We start from the raw sequence: 19,263 nt of genomic DNA on the forward strand, positions 1-19,263 counted from the left end.
GTCGTGGACGGCGATGACGGTGCCGTCCGCCTGCTCGACCCCGGGGTGGCCGGGGAAGAGCGAGGCGACGTGGGCGTCGGGGCCGACGCCGAGCAGCAGGACGTCGAAGAGCGGCAGCCGTTCGCCGGGGGCGGCGGCCGCGGCCAGCTCGGCGGCGTACTGTTCGGCGGCGTCCTCGGCGGGGGTGCTGCCGTCGGCGGGGGGCATCTCGTGCACCCGGGCGCCGAGCGGCCGGACGGCGTCCAGGAACGCGGCGGCCTGCACCGCGTTGCGCTCCGGGTCGCCGGCCGGCAGGTAGCGTTCGTCGCCCCACCACAGGTCGACGTGCGCCCAGTCCACCGCGTCGCGCGCCGGGTGGGCGGCGAGCGCGGCGAGCAGGGCGTTGCCGTTGCGGCCGCCGGTGAGCACCAGGTGGGCGGTGCCGCGGGCGGCCTGGGCGTCGGCCAGGGCGGTGAGCAGCCGGGCGGCGGCCGCCTGGGCGAGCAGCGCGGCGTCCCGGTGGACCAGGACCCGGTCGGTGCTCACTGGCCGCTCCGCTTGCGCGGGGCGGCCTTCTTGGCGGTGGCCTTCTTCGCCGCCGGGGCGGCCTTCTCCGGCAGCTTGGCGGTGACCCGGGCCGGGGCGGCGACGGCGGCCTCGACGACCTTGGCGTCCGGCTCCGCGGCCGCGGGGGCCTCGGCCTCCACGGTGCCGCCGGGTCCCGCGTGCTCGACGCCGGCGATCCGCTCGCGCAGCCGGTCGACCGGGGTGCGGACGGCGGCGGCGTAGATGTCGTCGGGGTCGAGGCGGCGCAGCTCCTCGGCGATCAGCTCGGCGGTGTCGCGGCGCTTGAGCGCGACCATCCGGTCGGGCGCGCCGGGCATGCAGAGCGTGCCGAGCAGGCCGTCGGGGCGGTCGAGGGTGATGTCGCCCTCCTTGGTGCGCAGCCGGACGGCGGTGATGCCGGGGCCACCGGTGACGACCCGCTCGACCTGGACGCGCAGGCGGTTGTGCAGCCACAGGCCGAGCAGTTCGACGCTGGGGTTGTACGACTCGCCCTCGACCACCGCGCCGGTGATCTCGACGTCGCGCTGGTCCAGGGCGGCGGCCAGCATGGAGCGCCAGCCGGTGATCCTGGTCCAGGCGAGGTCGGTGTCGCCGGGGGTGTAGCCGGCCGCCCGCTGGGCGAGCTGGCCGACCGGGGACTCGGCGGTCACCGCGTCGGTGATCCGGCGCTGGGCGAGCGCGCCGAGCGGGTCCTGTGCCGGGTTGAGCGGCGCGTTGTCCGGCCACCAGACCACCACGGGGGCGTCCGGCAGCAGCAGCGGGAGGACCACCGACTGGGCGTGCGCGGCGAGTTCGCCGTGCATGCGCAGGACGACGGTCTCGCCGCTGCCCGCGTCGGTGCCGACCAGGATCTCCGCGTCCAGCCGGGTCTCGGCCCGGGCGCGGGGCGAGCGGCCGGCCCGCTTGATGACGGCGAGCGTCCGCGAGGGGTGCTCGCGGGAGGCGTCGTTGGCGGCCTTGAGGGCGTCGTAGGCGCTGCCCTCGTCGGTCACGATGACCAGGGTCAGCACCATGCCGGCGGCGGTCGAGCCGCTGGCCCGGCGGGCGTCCATCAGGGCTGCGTTGATCTTGCTGGACGTGGTGTCCGTCAGGTCGATCTTCATGGCCGGCGCCAGCTCCTGCCGTCTCGTGCGAGCATCTCGTCCGCCTCGACCGGGCCCCAGGTGCCGGCCGGGTACTGCGCGGGCTTGCCGTTGGCGTCCCAGTACTGCTCGATCGGGTCGAGGATCTGCCAGGACAGCTCGACCTCCTGGTGCCGCGGGAAGAGGTTCGCGTCGCCGAGCAGGACGTCCAGGATGAGGCGCTCGTACGCCTCGGGGCTGGACTCGGTGAAGGACTCGCCGTAGGCGAAGTCCATCGTGACGTCGCGGACCTCCAGCGCGGTGCCGGGGACCTTCGAGCCGAACCGCACGGTGACGCCCTCGTCCGGCTGGACGCGGATCACCAGGGCGTTCTGGCCGAGCTCCTCGGTGGCGTAGGAGTCGAACGGCAGGTACGGGGCGCGCTGGAAGACCACCGCGATCTCGGTGACCCGGCGGCCCAGCCGCTTGCCGGTGCGCAGGTAGAACGGGACGCCCGCCCAGCGCCGGTTGTTGATCTCCAGCTTGATGGCGGCGTAGGTGTCGGTCTTGGACTCGGGGTTGATGCCGTCCTCGTCCAGGTAGCCGAGCACCTCCTCGCCGCCCTGCCAGCCGGAGCTGTACTGGCCGCGCACGGTGTGCGCGCCCAGGTCGGCGGGCAGCTTGACGGCGCTGAGCACCTTCAGCTTCTCGGCGACCAGCGCCTTCGGGTGGAAGGACGCCGGCTCCTCGATGGCGGTCAGCGCCATCAGCTGGAGCAGGTGGTTCTGGATGACGTCACGGGCGGAGCCGATGCCGTCGTAGTAGCCGGCCCGGCCGCCGATGCCGATGTCCTCGGCCATGGTGATCTGCACGTGGTCGACGTACGACCGGTTCCAGATCGGCTCGAACATCTGGTTGGCGAAGCGCAGCGCCAGGATGTTCTGGACGGTCTCCTTGCCCAGGTAGTGGTCGATCCGGAAGACCTCGTCACGGGGGAAGACCTCGTGGACGATCCGGTTCAACTCCTGGGCGCTGGCCAGGTCGTGGCCGAACGGCTTCTCGATCACCGCCCGGCGCCAGGAGCCCGGCGCCGGGTCGGTCAGTCCGTGCTTCTTGAGCTGCTGGACCACGGTCGGGAAGAACTTCGGCGGCACCGACAGGTAGAACGCGAAGTTGCCGCTGGTGCCCTGCGCCTGGTCGAGGTCCTCGATCGTGCGGCGCAGGGTGTCGAACGCCTCGTCGTCGCCGAAGTCGCCCTGGACGAAGCGCATGCCCTTGGCGAGCTGCTCCCAGACCTCCTCGCGGAAGGGCGTGCGGGCGTGCTCCTTGACGGCGTCGTGCACCTCGTTGGCGAAGTCCTCGTCCTCCCACTCGCGGCGGGCGAAACCGACGAGCGAGAAGCCCGGCGGCAGCAGGCCGCGGTTGGCGAGGTCGTAGACCGCCGGCATCAGCTTCTTGCGCGACAGGTCGCCGGTGACGCCGAAGATCACCAGGCCGGACGGCCCGGCGATCCTCGGCAGCCGCCGGTCGGCGGGGTCGCGCAGCGGGTTGACGGGCCGGTCCGGGGTGTCTCCCGCGGCCGGCTCCGTGCCCTCCACATCCGGGTACGGCTGGGTGTTGCTCACTGTGGTGTGCTCCGCTTTCCGTGCGTCGGTTCCGTGAGCAGGTGTCAGTTCTTGCCGTGCGCTTCGAGCGCCGCGGTGACGGTGTCGAGCAGCTCGGTCCAGGAGGCCTCGAACTTGCTCACGCCCTCGTCCTCCAGGACCTGGACCACGTCGTCGTAGTCCACGCCCGCGGCGGCGACCGCGTCGAGCACGGCCTTGGCGTCGGCGTAGTTCGGGGTGATGGTGTCGCCGGTGACCGGGCCGTGGTCGTCGGTGGCGTCCAGGGTGGCCTCGGGCATGGTGTTGACGGTGCCCGGGGCGACCAGCTCGGTCACGTAGAGGGTGTCCGGCAGGTTCGGGTCCTTGACGCCGGTGGACGCCCACAGCGGGCGCTGCGGCTTGGCGCCGGCCGCCTCCAGGGCCGCCCAGCGCGCGGAGGCGGGCTTGGAGCCGTCCACCGAGCCGTAGACCTCCTCGTACGCCTGGTAGGCGAGGCGGGCGTTGGCGACGGCGGCCTTGGAGCGCAGCTCCTTGGCCTCGGGGGTGCCGACCGCGTCCAGGCGCTTGTCGATCTCGGTGTCCACGCGGGAGACGAAGAACGAGGCGACGGACTCGATCTGGGAGAGGTCGAGGCCGGCGGCCTTGGCCTGCTCCAGGCCGGTCAGGTGGGCGTCGATGACGGCCTTGTAGCGCTCCAGCGAGAAGATCAGCGTGACGTTGACGCTGATGCCCTTGGCCAGCACCTGGCTGATCGCGGGCAGGCCGCCCATGGTGGCGGGGATCTTGATCAGCACGTTCGGGCGGTCGACCAGCCACCACAGCTGCTTGGCCTCGGCCACGGTGGCGTCGGTGCGGTGGGCCAGACGCGGGTCGACCTCGATGGAGACCCGGCCGTCGCGGCCGTTGGAGGCGTCGTACACGGGGCGCAGCACGTCGGCGGCGTCCCGCACGTCGGAGGTGGTGATCATGCGGATCGCCTCCTCGGTGGTGACCTTGCGGACCGCGAGGTCGGTCAGCTGGCCGTCGTAGGCGGCGCTGCCGCTGCCGATGGCCTTCTGGAAGATGGTCGGGTTGGTGGTGACGCCGACGACGTGCTTCTCCTGCACCAGCTCGGCCAGGTTGCCGGAGTTCAGGCGCTCCCGGCTCAGGTCGTCGAGCCAGATCGCCACGCCTTCTTCGCTGAGGCGGTTCAATGCGTCGGTCATGGTGCTCAGTCCCTCTTCTTCTTTCGTACGTCAGGTGGAGTCCGGGGCCCGGGCCCGGGGCAGTGCGGATACCCCGGGCCGGGCGGGTCAGCGCGTCAGCGGGAGACGGCCTCGACCGTGCGCAGCGAGGCGCGGGCGGCGTTGGCGACCGCGTCCGCGGTGAGGCCGAACTCCTGGTACAGCACCTGGTAGTCGGCGGAGGCGCCGAAGTGGTCCAGGCTGATGATCCGACCGGCGTCGCCGACCAGCTCGCGCCAGCCCTGGGCGATGCCCGCCTCGACCGAGACCCGGGCCCGGACGTTCGGCGGCAGCACGCTGTCGCGGTACGCCTGGTCCTGCTCGTTGAACCACTCGACGGACGGCAGCGAGACCACCCGGGTCGGGACGCCCTCGGCCTGCAGCGCCTCGCGGGCCTGGACGGCCAGCTGCACCTCGGAGCCGGTGCCGATCAGGATGACCTTGGGCTCGCCGCCCTCGGCCTCGGCCAGCACGTAGCCGCCCCTGGCCGCGCCCTCGGCGGAGCCGAACACCTCGCGGTCGAAGGTCGGCACGCCCTGGCGGGTCAGCGCCAGGCCGACCGGGCCGGGGTGGCTGGTCTGCCGCTCCAGCACGGTGCGCCACACCACGGCGGTCTCGTTGGCGTCCGCCGGGCGGACCACGGCGAGGCCGGGGATGGCGCGCAGCGCGGCCAGGTGCTCGACCGGCTGGTGGGTCGGGCCGTCCTCGCCGAGGCCGATCGAGTCGTGCGTCCAGACGTAGGTGACCGGCAGCTTCATCAGCGCGGCGAGCCGGACCGCGGGGCGCATGTAGTCGGAGAACACCAGGAAGGTGCCGCCGTAGATCCGGGTGCGGCCGTGCAGCGCGATGCCGTTCATGATCGAGCCCATGGCGTGCTCGCGGATGCCGAAGTGGATCGTCCGGCCGTACGGCGAGGCGCTCTTGAGCGCGTTGCCCTCCGGGAGGAAGGAGGACTCCTCGTCGATCGTGGTGAGGTTGGACTCGGCGAGGTCCGCGGAGCCGCCCCAGAGCTCGGGGACGAGCTTGCCGACGGCCTTCAGGGTGTCGCCGGAGGCCTTGCGGGTGGCGACGGACTTGCCGGCCGGGAAGGACGGGATCGCCTTCTCCCAGCCGTCGGGCAGCTCGCCGATCTGGATCCGGTCGAACTCGGCGGCGCGCTGCGGGTTGGCGGCGCGCCAGTCGGCGAGCTCGGCGTCCCAGGCGGCGCGGGCGGCCTGGCCGCGCTGGACCACGCCGCGGGCGTGCGCGACGACCTCGTCGGAGACCTCGAAGGTCTTCGCCGGGTCGAAGCCGAGGACCTTCTTGGTGGCGGCGATCTCGGCGTCGCCGAGGGCCGAGCCGTGCGCCTTGGCGGTGTCCTGGGCGTTCGGCGCGGGCCAGGCGATGATGGTGCGCATCGCGATGATCGACGGCTTGCCGGTCTCGGCCCGGGCGGCCTCCAGTGCGGCGGCCAGCGCGACCACGTCGATGTCGCCGTCGGACTTCGGGGCGACCCGCTGGACGTGCCAGCCGTACGCCTCGTAGCGGGCCAGCACGTCCTCGGAGAAGGCGGTGGCGGTGTCGCCCTCGATCGAGATGTGGTTGTCGTCGTAGAGCGCGACCAGGTTGCCCAGCTTCTGGTGGCCGGCCAGCGAGGACGCCTCGGCGGAGATGCCCTCCTCCAGGTCGCCGTCGGAGACGATCGCCCAGACGGTGTGGTCGAACGGCGAGGTGCCGGGCGCCGCGTCCGGGTCGAACAGGCCGCGCTCGTAGCGGGCGGCCATCGCCATGCCGACCGCGTTGCCGATGCCCTGGCCGAGCGGGCCGGTGGTGGTCTCGACGCCGGCGGTGTGGCCGTGCTCGGGGTGGCCGGGGGTGCGGCTGCCGGCCACCCGGAAGGCCTTCAGGTCGTCCAGCGACAGTCCGTAGCCGGACAGGAACAGCTGGGTGTACAGCGTGAGGGAGGTGTGCCCGGGGGACAGCACGAAGCGGTCCCGGCCGACCCAGGCCGGGTCGGTCGGGTCGTGGCGCAGGAAGCGCTGGAAGATCACGTACGCGGCGGGAGCCAGCGACATGGCGGTTCCGGGGTGCCCGTTCCCCACCTTCTGCACGGCGTCCATGGCCAGGACCCGGGCCGTGTCGACGGCCCGCTGGTCCGCCTCGCTCCACTCAAAGACGTTCGGCGTGGTGCTCACCCTGACTCAGGGCTCCTTCCGGATTCTGTGAAGTGTGACCCCGTGAAGGGGACCGGACGGCCACGCCGCTGTGGCTGGTGCCGATCACGGAGGGTTGATCCCGCTTCTCTGTGCGAGCCTACCGTTTGCGGGGCCCCTCACCCTCTGTGCCGGGCAACGCGGGGTCGCGGCGTCGCATTCCCCTGGCGGGGCGTCAACTGGTCTGTCCTACCTTCACCCGTCCAGGGAGGGTTTGCCCGTCCGAAGGGCAAGACGGGAGCGGGCGCGGCTCGCCGGGGGACCCCGGGGCGGATCGGGAGATATGGAACGTCTATGGTTGCGTGGTACGCGCAGAGCGGACGGCGGGCACCCTGCGGGTCTACCGGGTCGCCTGTGGAAGTTCATCGACTGTTGAGGTGTCCGTGACCGCCGTCGAATCCCGCCCCGCTGGGGTGGTGGTAGGGACGAGGACCGCGCCCCGGCCGTTCGGGGCCCGCGTCGGGGCCTTCGTGGCCCTCACCAAACCCCGGATCATCGAGCTGCTGCTGATCTCGACGGTACCGGTGATGTTCCTGGCCCAGGACGGCGTGCCCAACCTGTGGCGGGTGCTCGCGGTGGTGGTCGGCGGCTACCTGTCGGCGGGCGGCGCGAACGCGCTCAACATGTACATCGACCGCGACATCGACGCGGTGATGTCGCGCACCGAGCGGCGCCCGATCGTCACCGGCATGGTCTCCCCGCGCGAGGCGCTGGTCTTCGGCGTCGTGCTGGCCGTGGTCTCCACGCTCTGGCTGGGCCTGCTGGTCAACTGGCTCTCCTCGGCGCTCGCCCTCGGCGCGCTGCTGTTCTACGTGTTCGTCTACACCCTCGGCCTCAAGCGCCGCACCTCGCAGAACGTGGTCTGGGGCGGCATCGCCGGCTGCATGCCGGTGCTGGTCGGCTGGTCCTCGGTGACGAACTCGGTGTCCTGGGCGGCCGTGGTGCTGTTCCTGGTGGTGTTCTTCTGGACGCCGCCGCACACCTGGGTGCTGATGATGAAGGTCCGCGACGACTACGCCAAGGCCGGCGTGCCGATGTTGCCGGTGATCCGCGGCAACATCGGCGTGGCCCGGCAGGTCGTCGCCTACTCCTGGGTGATGGTGGCGACCTCGCTGCTGCTGTGGCCCGCCGCGCACACCAGCTGGCTGTACCCGGCCACCGCCGCCGTCCTCGGCGCGCTGTGGATGAAGGAGGCGTACGCCCTTCAGTCGCGCGCCAAGGCCGGCATCGTGGGCGCCAAGCTCAAGGAGATGCGGCTGTTCCACTGGTCGATCACCTACCTGACCCTGCTGTTCCTGGTCGTGGCGATCGACCCCTTCGTGGGCTGAACCCCCCTTTCTCGCAGGACCCTCGGCCTCAGCGCGGCGGAAGCTCGCTGGGGCCGACGTGGTTCTCCAGCCACTCGTGCAGCGGCGCCGCCGCCCGCAGGAACCCGGTGACCCGGTCGTACGCCTTCGCGGTGCCCAGCCAGGCCGCGGGCTCCCACTCCTGCCAGGCGATCAGGCCCTTGTGGCGCAGCAGTTCGATCCGCGGGTGGTCCTTGGGCGTGCCGCGCGGCGCGGTCTTCAGACTGCCCCGGCCGACCACCTGCGGCCCGGCCGCCCGGACGGCCGCCACCACCCGCTCCAGCTCGGCGCCCGGCACGTCCTCGGCCACCGCAGTGCGGTAGCGGGCCAGTTGGTCGCTCGCCAGCTGGTAGTAGCCCAGCCCGCAGGCCAGCCCGTCGGCCGACAGCTGCACGTAGCCGCCGCCCTCCAGGTAGCCGCCGACGTGCGTCTTGTACGGGGACTTGTCGGCCGAGAACCGGACGTCCCGGTTCGGCCGGAAGATCCGCCCCGGCCCGAACTCCGGTTCCAGCCGCGCCAGCAGCGCCTCCATCGGCGCCCGCACCACCTCGTCGTACACCGCGCGGTGCGCGGTCCAGAAGGTCCTCGAGTTGTCGGCCTCCAGGTGCTCGTAGAACTCCAGCGCCTCGGCCGGCCAGCCACGGAAATCGTTCACCCGGACAGTATTCACGCCCCGTGGCCGACCGCCGAACGGCTTTGCCCGGGCATGAGGTGACGTTTCGTCAGCGGAAACACTTGTCGAGTAGGGTCGGCCACCGCCCGCCCCGCGCGGGGGCGCCGGGACGGACGGGGGATCGTCGGCCCGGCGCGGCCCACACCGTCGACGTCCTCGGGGGACCGATGCCGCTGCACTCCATCGACGTGTCCGCACACGCCTTCACCACCCGGAAACCGGCCGAGACGGCCGTCCGCACGGGCCGTTTCACCGCCCCGCCCACCCGGATGCTGCTCAGCGCCGACGGGCTCACCACCACCCTGCTGGAGGCCTGGACCGGCGGGCCCGCCCGGATCGGCGCGGCCGACCACCGCCGGGTGCCCGCCGCGGCTGCCCCCGCCGGGTCCGCCACCCTGCTCGGCGCCGGGCCGGAGGAGCGGCTGATCGTCCGCCGCTCGGTGCTGAACGGCCGCGACGGCGCCGAACTCTCCCGCAACGTGGTCGTCGCCCGGCCCGCGCTCGACGCCGACGCCGAGCGCTGCCTCACCGACACCGGCGCGCCGATCGGCGCCGCCCTCCAGGCCGCCGGCACCGCCCACCGGCGCACCGTGCTGGACACCGGGGTCCGCGACTGGGACGGCGAACCCGCCGCCTACAAGACCTACCTGCTCTGGCACGGCCGCCGACCGCTGGCCGCCGTCACCGAGACCTTCAACCCCGCCGTGGTGCCCGCCGCGCTCGGGGCCGGACTGCTCGCCGCCGGAGGCAGCCGATGACCGCCCGCACCACCGTCGCCGTGGTCGGCGCCGGACCCGCCGGACTCGTCCTCGCCCACGCGCTGCGCCGGGCCGGCGTCGAGGCCACCGTCCACGAACGGCTCTCCCGCGCCGAACTGGAGCGCACCGCCCGGGCCGGTGTGCTGGAGCACCGGGTGGTCGAGTACCTGCGCTCCCTGGGCCTCGCCGACCGGCTGACCGCCGAGGGCGAGCGGCACGGGGAGTGCGAGATCACCTGCCTCGGCGAGCGGGTGCCGGTCGACTACGGCGCGCTCTCGGGCGGCGTCCGGCACTGGGTCTACCCGCAGCAGCTGCTGGTCCGCGACCTGGTCGCCGCCTACGAGGAGGACGGCGGCACCGTCGCCTTCGAGAGCCCCGTCGAGTCCGTCGCCCTCGACGGGGACGGCCGCCCCGTGCTGCGCACAGCCGGCGGCGAGCTGCGCGCCGACTGGGCGGTCGGCTGCGACGGCGCGCGCAGCACGGTCGCCGCCGCCCTCCCCGGCGGCGCGGACGGCGCCGCCCGGCGCTACCCGTACGACTGGCTGACCGTGCTGGCCCGGATCTCCCGCCCGGTCGAGCGGATCCGCTACGCGGTGCACGCCGACGGGTTCGCCGGGATGATGCCGCGCACCGCCGACGTCGGCCGCTTCTACCTGGAGGTCCCGGCGGGGGAGGAGCTGTCCGGCTGGGACGAGCCGCGGATCCGGGCCGAACTGGAGCGCAGGCTCGCCCTCGACGCCGCGGACCCGGCGCTCGGCGCCCTGCTGGAGACCGGCATGCTGCGGATGCGCGGCCGGGTCGCCCGCCGGATGCGCGCCGGGCGGCTGCTGCTGGCCGGGGACGCCGCGCACACCGTCACCCCGTCCGGGGCCAAGGGCCTCAACTCGGCCGTCGCCGACGTCGCCGACCTGGCCGGGGCGCTGGCCGCCGCCGTCCGGGGCGACCACGGCGCGCTGGACGGCTACCAGCAGCGCCGGCTGGAGGCGGCCTGGCGCACCCAGGAGTTCTCCGACCGGCTGCTCGAACTGCTCCACCTGCCGGCCGGACTGCCGCCCGAGCAGCGGGAGTTCGCGCTGCGGCTGCGGCTGGAGCGGATCCACCGGATCGCCCGGCCCGGCCCGGAGGGCGCCGAGTTCGCCCGGGCCTACGCGGGGGCCGGCGAGCTGCCGGTGGCGGGCGTGTGGCCCCCGGCACAGCGAACTGCCGTCGCCAGCCGGTCTACCGGTCGGTAGCATGCGGGCATGAGCAGCGCAGAGACCGCCACCACCGCCGCGCCGGACGCCCGCGCCGAGCGCCGCGCCAAGCGCATCGCCAAGCACCTGAGCAGCTTCGCCGCGCAGCACGGCGGCAGCGCCGACGCCGTCGTCGAGTACGTCGGGGCCGTCGCCACCCGGATCGTCCTGGTCGGCGCCGACGGCGCCTGGGGCGACCAGGTCGCGCCGAGCTACGCGGTCGGCCGCCGGGCCGCCGAGCTCGCCGGGCTCACCCTGCACGAGGAGTTCGGGGGTGAGCTGGGCCTGAAGGTGAAGACCGGCCCGTACGAGTGGAAGCGGATGGCGGGCATCCAGCTCTGACCGCCGCGCGGACGACGACGGCCCGCCGGGTTCCCCGGCGGGCCGTCGGTGCGTTCCGGGGAACCGGTCAGGCGACCAGTTCGGTGGACGGGGCGGCGGACTGGGCCGGGATGCCCGCCCGGGTGCGCAGCGCCAGCGGGACGCGCAGGGCGGCGCCCCAGATCACCGCGGCGCCCAGCATGTGCAGGCCGACCATGACCTCCGGGGCGTCCGTGAAGTACTGGACGAAACCGAGCGTGCCCTGCAGGAGCAGCAGCACGAACAGCTCCCGCACCCGGGCCCGGGCGGCGGGCGGGACCTTGACCGCGGCGAACACCAGCAGCGCGGCCAGCGTCAGGCCCACCGTGAGGAAGACCAGGTCGGCGTGGGCCTGGGCCAGGCGGTCGTAGTCGAGCGGAATGCGCCAGGTGCCGGCCGAGCCCGGGTGGTGGCCCGCGCCGGTGACCAGCGTGCCGACCAGCACCAGCGCCCCGATCGAGGCCACCAGCACCTGCGCGAACCGCTGGATCCCGGGCGCCGCCAGCGGGTGCGGCGCGCCGTCGCCCTCCTTGCTGCGCTCCCAGCCGAGCACGGCCGCCCAGACCAGGCCCAGCGCGGCGACCATGTGCAGCGCCACCACGTACGGGTTGAGGTCGGTCAGCACGGTGATGCCGCCGAGCACCGCGTTGGAGAAGACCAGCCAGAACTGGGCCCAGCCGAGCTTGGTCAGCGAGCGGCGCCACGGCTTCGCGCAGCGGGCGGCCAGGATGAACCAGCCGATCGCGGCGGACAGCACGTAGGTCAGCATCCGGTTGGTGAACTCGATGACGCCGTGCACGCCCATCTCGGGCGTCGGCGTTACGCTGCTGCCGGTGCAGGCGGGCCAGGTGGTGCAGCCCAGGCCGGAGTCGGTCAGCCGGACCGCGCCGCCGGTCACCACGATCACCACGCTCATCACCAGTGCGGCCAGCGCCGCCCGGCGGACGTGCTGGGGGGACGGGTGCCAGCGTTCGGCGAGGAAGGAGAACGGGTTGGTCACCGGACCATCGTAGGCGGGCTTACGCCGTGCTCCGGTCCCGGGCGGCGGGCGGGCGCGGCGGGGGGCGATCCGGCGGACACGCGGACAGACCGGATCATTTCGAGCGTGTCGGTCAGTGGTCTTGACCAGTTGCCGGAATGGCCGAAAGAGTGCGCATTGGTCCATACCTTTTCGGCCTGGGCTCATCTCCCACTCCTGCCCGCACCCACACGCGGAGTCCTGCACATGCGCACGTCCATATCCGCCGCCGCCGTGGCGCTCGGCGGCTCGCTCGCCCTCGCGGCCCTGGTCGCCCCGACCGCCGCGACCGCCGCCCCCACGACGGGCGGCACCTGCTTCGACCTCGGGGTCGCCGGGAAGTACGGCGAGTTCGTCGAGGGGAACGACACCCACCGGCCGGACGCCGAGGGCGCCGTCGCGGTCGGCGGCAACGCCGACTTCAGCAACGGCTTCACCATCGGCAACGAGCTCACCCCCGAGGAGATCGCGGCCCTGCCCGGCGGCTACTCGCTGGTGGTGGGCGGCAACCTGAACATCGGCGGCGGCGCCCACTTCCGGCTGATGAAGGGCAAGGGCGTCTACGCCGGCACCCTGGTCGGCGGCGGCCGGGCCGACAACGTCGAGCAGGGCGCCTCGCCGATCGACTTCGCCAAGGAGTTCGCCAACCTGCGGCACGTCTCCACCGAGCTGGCGAAGACCACCGGCGGCGCACCGGTCGTCGACGGCAAGAAGACCACCTTCACCGGCACCGACGCGGCCACCAACGTCTTCACCGTCGCGGCCGACGTGCTGCAGAGGGCCGGGGACGTCTACCTCAAGGTCCCGGCGGGCTCCACCACGATCATCAACGTGACCGGCGCCTCCTACGACCAGACCAAGGCCCCGACCACCGGGTTCTGGATCTGGGACCACGCCAAGGGCGCGTACGTCCAGGACGACAAGACGCAGTCCGCGGACGGCGGCGCCGAGCGCGCCAAGCTGCTGTGGAACCTCCCGACCGCGACCTCGGTCACCAAGCACAGCGGCAACGCCTGGCCGGGCGGCGTGCTGGCCCCGAACGCGGCGTTCGACCTCGGCACCGGCGGCCCGGTCAACGGCTCGGTGTGGGCGAAGTCGCTGACCGGCAGCGGCGGCGCCGAGACCCACCACTACCCGTTCGCCGGCTGCCTGCCCGGCGGCACCACCACCCCGCCCTCCGGCAGCCCCTCGCCGTCGGCGAGCACCGGCACCCCGGCGAGCCCGTCCCCGTCGGCGAGCGCCTCCACCCCGGCGGGCAGCGGGTCGCCGACCCCCGGCGGCCCGGAGAGCCCGCAGCCGAGCGGCTCCGGCAGCGCGGCTCCGTCCCCGTCCGCGAGCCGCACCGGCTCCGCCGGCGGCGGCTCGAACAGCGGCGGTGGCGGCCTGGCGTTCACCGGCGCGGAGGGCATCGTGACGCTGACCGTCGGCGGCGCCGCGGTGCTCGCCGCGGGCGGCGGCATCCTCTACGCGGCGCGCCGCAAGAAGGCCGACAACGGGGCCTGATAGGCGAGTTGGAAGGCGACGGCCCCGGGAGCGGCGCTCCCGGGGCCGTTCCCGCGCCGGGTGCTCACTCCCAGCGGAAGAACCGGGCCGCGGCGGCCAGGCCCAGCACCGACCAGCCGGCCAGCACGCCGAGGTCGGACCAGGGCACGCCGGCGCCGAGCTGGAGGACCGAGCGCAGGCCGTCGGAGAGCGCCGAGATCGGCAGCAGCTCCAGCACCGGGCGCACCGCGTCCGGGAACTTCGACAGCGGGACGACCACGCCGCCGGCCAGCAGCAGCAGGACGAACACCAGGTTGGCGCCGGCCAGCGTGGCCTCCGCCCGCAGGGTGCCCGCCATCAGCAGGCCGAGGCCCGAGAACGCGGCGGTGCCCAGCACCAGCAGGAGCAGGACGGTCAGCGGGTTCCCGTGCGGCGACCAGCCCAGCGCCAGCGCGATCGCCGACAGCAGCAGCACCTGCAGCAGCTCGGTGACCAGCACGCAGCCGGTCTTCGCGGACAGCAGCGCCCAGCGCGGCAGCGGCGTGGCGCCCAGGCGCTTGAGCACGCCGTAGCGGCGCTCGAAGCCGGTGGCGATGGCCTGCCCGGTGAACGCGGTGGACATCACCGCCAGCGCCAGCAGGCCGGGCGCCAGGAAGTCCACCCGCTTGCCCGGGCCGTCCACGGCGACCACGTCGACCGCGGAGAACAGCACCAGCAGCACGGTCGGGATGACCACGGTGAGCAGCAGCTGCTCGCCGTTGCGCAGCAGCATCCTGGTCTCCAGGGCGGTCTGCGCGAGCAGCATCCGGCCGACCGGGGCGGCGCCCGGGCGGGGGGTGAGGTCGGTGGCGGTCATCGCAGGTCCCGTCCGGTCAGGTCGAGGAAGACGTCTTCGAGGCTGCGGCGCTGCACCGCGAGCTTGTCGGGCATCACGCCGGCCTCGGCGCACCAGCCGGTGACGGCGGCGAGCAGGGCGGCGTCCAGGGCGGCCTCGACCCGGTAGGAGCCGGGGGTGGGTTCGGTGACGACGGCGCGGTCGGGCAGCACCTTGCGCAGGCCGGCCAGGTCGAGGCCGGGCGGGCCGTCGAAGCGCAGCTGGGCGTCGGTGCCGCGCAGCTCGTCGGGGGAGCCCTGGGCGATGACGCGGCCGCGGTCGACGACGGCGACGTCGTCGGCGAGCTGCTCGGCCTCGTCCATTCGGTGGGTGGTGAGGACGACGGTGACGCCCGCGGTGCGCAGTTCGGTGACCAGCTCCCAGGTGGCGCGGCGGGCCTGCGGGTCGAGGCCGGCGGTGGGCTCGTCCAGGAAGACCAGCTCGGGGCGGCCGACCACGGCCATCGCCAGGGCCAGGCGCTGCTGCTGGCCGCCGGAGAGCCGGCGGTAGGGAGTGCGGCCGCAGGAGTCCAGGCCCAGGCGCTCGGCGAGCGGGCCGACCGGCAGCGGGTCGGCGTACAGCCTGGCGGTGTGGTGGAGCATTTCGAGGGCGCGCGCACCGGCGTACACGCCCCCGGACTGGAGCATCACGCCGATCCGGGGCTTGAGCTGCCCGGCCTGGGACACCGGGTCCAGGCCGAGCACCCGGACGGTGCCCGCGTCCGGGCGGCGGTAGCCCTCGCAGGTCTCGATCGTGGTGGTCTTGCCCGCGCCGTTCGGGCCCAGCACCGCCGTCACGGTGCCCCGGGCGATGGCCAGGCTCAGCCCGTCCACGGCGGTCTTGTCGCCGTACCGCTTGACCAGTCCGGTCACCTCGACGGCGGGGTCTGCATGCATACCGGCGAGTCTAGGAGCAGCTCACGGGCCCTTTCAGGTAAGGCTTGCCTTTCGTGATGGACGACACCGGTGAGGCGTGGATCACGGCTTGTTTCCGCCCGGCGAATTACGCAACAATCGTGTTGTGAAAAACATCCGCGAGCACGAAGCCCGGCCCGGGGAGCCCGACGCTCCCGGCTGCGCCGTGCCCGCGACGGCGGCGGAGGCCCTCGCCGAGGGCCACCGGGCGACCCGGGACCGGGTCGCCCGCTCGATCCTGGACCACGGCCCGTCCTCGGCCGCCGACCTGGCCAGCCGCCTCGGCCTGACCCCCGCCGCGGTCCGCCGCCACCTGGACGGCCTGGCCGCCGCCGGGCTGGTCGACGCCCGCGAGCAGCGGGTCTACGGCAGCCGCGGCCGCGGCCGCCCGGCCAAGGTGTTCGCCCTCACCGACAGCGGCCGCAGCGCCTTCTACCAGGCCTACGACCAGCTCGCCGCCGACGCGCTGCGCTGGATCTCGGAGGCGGCCGGCGGCGGCAGCGCGGGCGAGGAGGCGGTCGCCGCCTTCGCCCGGGCCCGGCTCGCCAAGCAGGGCGAGCGCTACCAGGACGCCCTCGACCAGGCCGGCGCCCGGCGCGCCGAGGCGCTGGCCGAGGCACTCAGCGCCGACGGGTACGCTGCCACGGTGCGGCGCGTCCCGTCCGCCGCCGCGGCGCCCGCCGCACCGGCCGGCGCCCAGCTCTGCCAGCACCACTGCCCGGTCGCGCACATCGCCGAGCAGTTCCCGCAGCTCTGCGAGGCGGAGACCGAGGTCTTCTCGCAGCTCCTGGGCACCCATGTGCAACGGCTGGCCACCATCGCCCACGGCGACGGGGTCTGCACCACGTATGTGCCGGCATCCGGTGCCGCACCGTCGTCCTCCCGGACGCCCGGTGCCGCGCCGACTGCCGGTACGTCCCCCAACGAAAACGGCTCGTCCGCGCGGAGGAACCTCGCATGACTGACATCGCACACCCCGAGCTCGAAGGCCTCGGCAAGTACGAGTACGGCTGGGCCGACTCGGACACCGCCGGAGCCGCCGCCAAGCGCGGCCTGAGCGAGGCGGTCGTCCGCGACATCTCGGCGAAGAAGAACGAGGCCGAGTGGATGCTCGACCTCCGCCTCAAGGGCCTGAAGCTGTTCGGCAAGAAGCCCATGCCGACCTGGGGCTCCGACCTGTCGGGCATCGACTTCGACAACATCAAGTACTTCGTGCGCTCGACCGAGAAGCAGGCCGAGTCCTGGGAGGACCTGCCCGCCGACATCAAGGCGACGTACGACAAGCTCGGCATCCCGGAGGCGGAGAAGCAGCGCCTGGTGGCCGGCGTCGCCGCCCAGTACGAGTCCGAGGTCGTCTACCACCAGATCCGCGAGGACCTGGAGGAGCAGGGCGTCATCTTCCTGGACACCGACACCGCGCTGAAGGAGCACCCGGAGCTCTTCAAGGAGTACTTCGGCACCGTCATCCCGGTCGGCGACAACAAGTTCGCCTCGCTGAACACGGCGGTCTGGTCCGGCGGCTCGTTCATCTACGTGCCGAAGGGCGTGCACGTGGACATCCCGCTGCAGGCCTACTTCCGGATCAACACCGAGAACATGGGCCAGTTCGAGCGGACGCTGATCATCGTCGACGAGGACGCCTACGTCCACTACGTCGAGGGCTGCACCGCGCCGATCTACTCCTCGGACTCGCTGCACTCCGCGGTGGTCGAGATCATCGTCAAGAAGGGCGGCCGCTGCCGCTACACGACCATCCAGAACTGGTCGAACAACGTCTACAACCTGGTCACCAAGCGCGCCGTGGCGTACGAGGGCGCGACCATGGAGTGGGTCGACGGCAACATCGGCTCCAAGGTCACCATGAAGTACCCGGCCGTCTACCTGATGGGCGAGCACGCCAAGGGCGAGACGCTGTCGATCGCCTTCGCGGGCGAGGGCCAGCACCAGGACGCCGGCGCGAAGATGGTTCACATGGCGCCGAACACCTCCTCGCACATCGTCTCCAAGTCGGTGGCGCGCGGCGGCGGCCGCACCTCCTACCGCGGCCTGATCGAGATCGGCGAGGGCTCGCACGGCGCCAAGTCGAACGTGCTGTGCGACGCGCTGCTGGTGGACACCGTCTCCCGCTCGGACACCTACCCGTACGTGGACGTCCGCGAGGACGACGTGTCGATGGGCCACGAGGCGACCGTCTCCAAGGTCTCCGAGGACCAGCTGTTCTACCTGATGAGCCGCGGCCTGAGCGAGACCGAGGCGATGGCGATGATCGTGCGCGGATTCGTCGAGCCGATCGCCCGCGAGCTGCCGATGGAGTACGCGCTGGAGCTGAACCGGCTGATCGAGCTGCAGATGGAGGGCGCGGTCGGCTGACGCGCCGTCAGCCCCGCCCCCGTCGACCATTCCCGAAAGAGAGCAACACGAACAGCCATGGCTGAGCAGAACACCCCCGGCTCCACCACCGCCGGCTCGATCGAGGTCGGCACCGCCGGCGCCGGCGCGCAGCTCGCCGGCCCGGGCACCGGGCGCGAGACCGTCCGGCAGCCGATCGACGCCCGGGTCGCGGTCAAGCCGTCCTTCGACGTCAACGACTTCCCGGTGCCCACCGGCCGCGAGGAGGACTGGCGCTTCACCCCGCTGCACCGCCTCGGCGGGCTGCACGACGGCAAGGCGCTGGAAGCCCCCCGCGGCGAGGACAAGATCGAGCTGGGCCTGCCGGAGGGCGTCACCTCCGAGCTGGTCGGCCGGGACGACCCCCGGGTCGGCAAGGCCGGCACCCCGGTGGACCGGGTCGCCGCGCAGGCGTTCAGCGCCTTCGACCGGGCCCTGGTGGTGACCGTCCCCAAGGAGACGGCGCTCACCGAGCCGGTCCGGATCGACGTGCACGGCCAGGGCGGCACCGCCTTCGCGCACCTGGTGGTCGAGGTCAAGCCGTTCGCCGAGGCCGTCGTGGTGCTGGGCCACACCGGCACCGGCACCCGGGCCGCCAACGTCGACCTGCTGGTCGGCGACGGCGCGAAGCTGACCTTCGTCTCGGTCCAGGACTGGGAGCGCGACGCGGTGCACGTCGCTCAGTGCAACGCGCTGGTCGGCCGGGACGCCTCGTTCAAGTCGGTCATCGTGACCTTCGGCGGCGACGTGGTGCGCCTGCACCCGCGGGTCAACTACGCCGCCCCCGGCGGCGAGGCCGAGCTGTTCGGCCTGTACTTCGCGGACGCCGGCCAGCACCTGGAGCACCGCCTGGTGATCGACCACGACACCCCGCACTGCCGCTCCAACGTCGCCTACAAGGGCGCGCTGCAGGGCCAGGACGCGCACGCGGTGTGGATCGGCGACGTGCTGATCCGGGCCGCCGCGCTCGGCACCGACACCTACGAGCTCAACCGCAACCTGGTGCTCACCGACGGCGCCCGGGTCGACTCGGTGCCGAACCTGGAGATCGAGACCGGCGAGATCGTCGGCGCCGGCCACGCCTCCGCGACCGGCCGCTTCGACGACGAGCAGCTGTTCTACCTGCAGTCCCGCGGCATCCCGGCCGACGAGGCCCGCCGCCTGGTGGTGCGCGGCTTCTTCGCCGAGCTGGTCCAGCAGATCGGCGTCGCCGAGATCCAGGACCGGCTGCTGGAGAAGATCGAGGCCGAACTGGAAGAGACCGTGGCATGAGCTACGTCCGGGCCTGCGCGCTGAGCGTCCTGCAGGAGGACGTGCCCAAGAAGGTCGAGCTGAACGGCGTCCCGGTGGCGATCGTCCGGACCGACGAGGGCGTGTTCGCCATCAACGACACCTGCTCGCACGCCAACGTCTCGCTGTCCGAGGGCGAGGTCGAGGACTGCCGGATCGAGTGCTGGCTGCACGGGTCCACCTTCGACCTGCGCACCGGCAAGCCCTCCGGGCTGCCCGCGACCCGGCCGGTCGCCGTCTACCCCGTAAAGATCGAAGGGGACGATGTGCTCGTCTCCGTCAACCAGGAGAACTGAGTACCC

At 73.2% G+C, this 19,263-nt stretch carries 18 protein-coding genes; 9 read left to right on the forward strand and 9 right to left on the reverse strand.

What is annotated here, in order from left to right; genetic code table 11:
* From pgl to tkt, 5 genes are all read right to left on the reverse strand, one after another.
* Nucleotides 1-525: 6-phosphogluconolactonase (gene pgl, locus IH44_RS0122380; protein ID WP_030461464.1), on the reverse strand; the 525-nt coding region annotated here is incomplete at its 3' end.
* Complete coding sequence (gene opcA, locus IH44_RS0122385; protein WP_030461465.1) at nucleotides 522-1,649, reverse strand: glucose-6-phosphate dehydrogenase assembly protein OpcA; 1,128 nt, start codon at nucleotides 1,647-1,649, stop codon at nucleotides 522-524. The genes opcA and pgl, both read right to left, overlap by 4 nt.
* A complete protein-coding gene (gene zwf, locus IH44_RS0122390; protein WP_051817189.1) occupies nucleotides 1,646-3,205 on the reverse strand; it encodes a glucose-6-phosphate dehydrogenase in 1,560 nt (519 codons plus the stop codon). Before zwf ends, opcA begins: the two co-directional genes overlap by 4 nt.
* Nucleotides 3,206-3,276: 71 nt before the next feature.
* Nucleotides 3,277-4,416 (reverse strand): transaldolase, encoded by a 1,140-nt coding sequence (tal, locus tag IH44_RS0122395; protein WP_030461467.1) that lies wholly within the window; start codon nucleotides 4,414-4,416, stop codon nucleotides 3,277-3,279.
* Nucleotides 4,417-4,511: 95 nt separating this feature from the next.
* Nucleotides 4,512-6,608, reverse strand: coding sequence for a transketolase (gene tkt / locus IH44_RS0122400; RefSeq protein ID WP_030461468.1), 2,097 nt, complete (start codon nucleotides 6,606-6,608; stop codon nucleotides 4,512-4,514).
* 401 nt (nucleotides 6,609-7,009) lie between these two features.
* Between tkt and IH44_RS0122405 the strand changes: the two genes are divergently transcribed.
* Complete coding sequence (locus tag IH44_RS0122405; protein ID WP_030461469.1) at nucleotides 7,010-7,954, forward strand: heme o synthase; 945 nt, start codon at nucleotides 7,010-7,012, stop codon at nucleotides 7,952-7,954.
* 28 nt (nucleotides 7,955-7,982) lie between these two features.
* Here IH44_RS0122405 and IH44_RS0122410 read toward each other — a convergent pair whose 3' ends face one another.
* Nucleotides 7,983-8,627 carry a DUF2461 domain-containing protein gene (locus IH44_RS0122410; RefSeq protein WP_030461470.1) on the reverse strand — a complete coding sequence of 215 codons (645 nt, stop codon included), beginning with the start codon at nucleotides 8,625-8,627 and terminating at the stop codon, nucleotides 7,983-7,985.
* A gap of 185 nt (nucleotides 8,628-8,812) precedes the next feature.
* Between IH44_RS0122410 and IH44_RS0122415 the strand changes: the two genes are divergently transcribed.
* From IH44_RS0122415 to IH44_RS0122425, 3 genes are read left to right on the forward strand one after another with little or no spacing between them, the layout of a single operon-like run.
* On the forward strand, nucleotides 8,813-9,403 hold the full coding sequence (locus tag IH44_RS0122415; protein ID WP_051817183.1) for a hypothetical protein: 591 nt from the start codon (nucleotides 8,813-8,815) through the stop codon (nucleotides 9,401-9,403).
* Nucleotides 9,400-10,635: an FAD-dependent monooxygenase gene (locus IH44_RS0122420; RefSeq protein ID WP_035956065.1), complete on the forward strand. Its 1,236-nt coding sequence runs from the start codon at nucleotides 9,400-9,402 to the stop codon at nucleotides 10,633-10,635. The genes IH44_RS0122415 and IH44_RS0122420 overlap by 4 nt, the downstream gene beginning before the upstream one ends.
* 9 nt (nucleotides 10,636-10,644) lie before the next feature.
* Nucleotides 10,645-10,977: a hypothetical protein gene (locus IH44_RS0122425; RefSeq protein WP_030461473.1), complete on the forward strand. Its 333-nt coding sequence runs from the start codon at nucleotides 10,645-10,647 to the stop codon at nucleotides 10,975-10,977.
* Nucleotides 10,978-11,044: 67 nt separating this feature from the next.
* Here the strand turns inward: IH44_RS0122425 and IH44_RS0122430 are convergent, their stop codons facing one another.
* Entirely contained in the window at nucleotides 11,045-11,995 is a 951-nt protein-coding gene (locus tag IH44_RS0122430) for a heme A synthase (protein ID WP_030461474.1), read from the reverse strand.
* Nucleotides 11,996-12,220: 225 nt separating this feature from the next.
* On the opposite strand from IH44_RS0122430, the gene IH44_RS0122435 reads away from it, so the two are divergent.
* Nucleotides 12,221-13,516, forward strand: coding sequence for a choice-of-anchor A family protein (locus IH44_RS0122435; protein WP_030461475.1), 1,296 nt, complete (start codon nucleotides 12,221-12,223; stop codon nucleotides 13,514-13,516).
* A 64-nt stretch (nucleotides 13,517-13,580) separates the two neighbouring features.
* Here the strand turns inward: IH44_RS0122435 and IH44_RS0122440 are convergent, their stop codons facing one another.
* Both IH44_RS0122440 and IH44_RS0122445 read right to left on the reverse strand, forming a co-directional pair.
* Nucleotides 13,581-14,351 carry an ABC transporter permease gene (locus IH44_RS0122440; protein ID WP_030461476.1) on the reverse strand — a complete coding sequence of 257 codons (771 nt, stop codon included), beginning with the start codon at nucleotides 14,349-14,351 and terminating at the stop codon, nucleotides 13,581-13,583.
* A complete protein-coding gene (locus IH44_RS0122445) occupies nucleotides 14,348-15,265 on the reverse strand; it encodes an ABC transporter ATP-binding protein (RefSeq protein WP_030461477.1) in 918 nt (305 codons plus the stop codon). The genes IH44_RS0122440 and IH44_RS0122445 overlap by 4 nt, the downstream gene beginning before the upstream one ends.
* 124 nt (nucleotides 15,266-15,389) lie before the next feature.
* On the opposite strand from IH44_RS0122445, the gene IH44_RS0122450 reads away from it, so the two are divergent.
* From IH44_RS0122450 to IH44_RS0122465, 4 genes are read left to right on the forward strand one after another with little or no spacing between them, the layout of a single operon-like run.
* Nucleotides 15,390-16,244, forward strand: a complete 855-nt coding sequence (locus tag IH44_RS0122450) for a MarR family transcriptional regulator (protein ID WP_030461478.1) — start codon at nucleotides 15,390-15,392, stop codon at nucleotides 16,242-16,244.
* On the forward strand, nucleotides 16,241-17,653 hold the full coding sequence (sufB, locus tag IH44_RS0122455; RefSeq protein WP_030461479.1) for a Fe-S cluster assembly protein SufB: 1,413 nt from the start codon (nucleotides 16,241-16,243) through the stop codon (nucleotides 17,651-17,653). The genes IH44_RS0122450 and sufB overlap by 4 nt, the downstream gene beginning before the upstream one ends.
* A 57-nt stretch (nucleotides 17,654-17,710) precedes the next feature.
* Nucleotides 17,711-18,943 (forward strand): Fe-S cluster assembly protein SufD, encoded by a 1,233-nt coding sequence (gene sufD / locus IH44_RS0122460; protein WP_030461480.1) that lies wholly within the window; start codon nucleotides 17,711-17,713, stop codon nucleotides 18,941-18,943.
* Entirely contained in the window at nucleotides 18,940-19,257 is a 318-nt protein-coding gene (locus IH44_RS0122465; RefSeq protein ID WP_030461481.1) for a non-heme iron oxygenase ferredoxin subunit, read from the forward strand. The genes sufD and IH44_RS0122465 overlap by 4 nt, the downstream gene beginning before the upstream one ends.
* Nucleotides 19,258-19,263: the final 6 nt, after the last annotated feature.

Origin of the sequence: Kitasatospora sp. NRRL B-11411, from assembly GCF_000721345.1 — a bacterium.
In the GTDB taxonomy this organism is placed as follows: Bacteria; Actinomycetota; Actinomycetes; order Streptomycetales; family Streptomycetaceae; genus Kitasatospora; species Kitasatospora cineracea.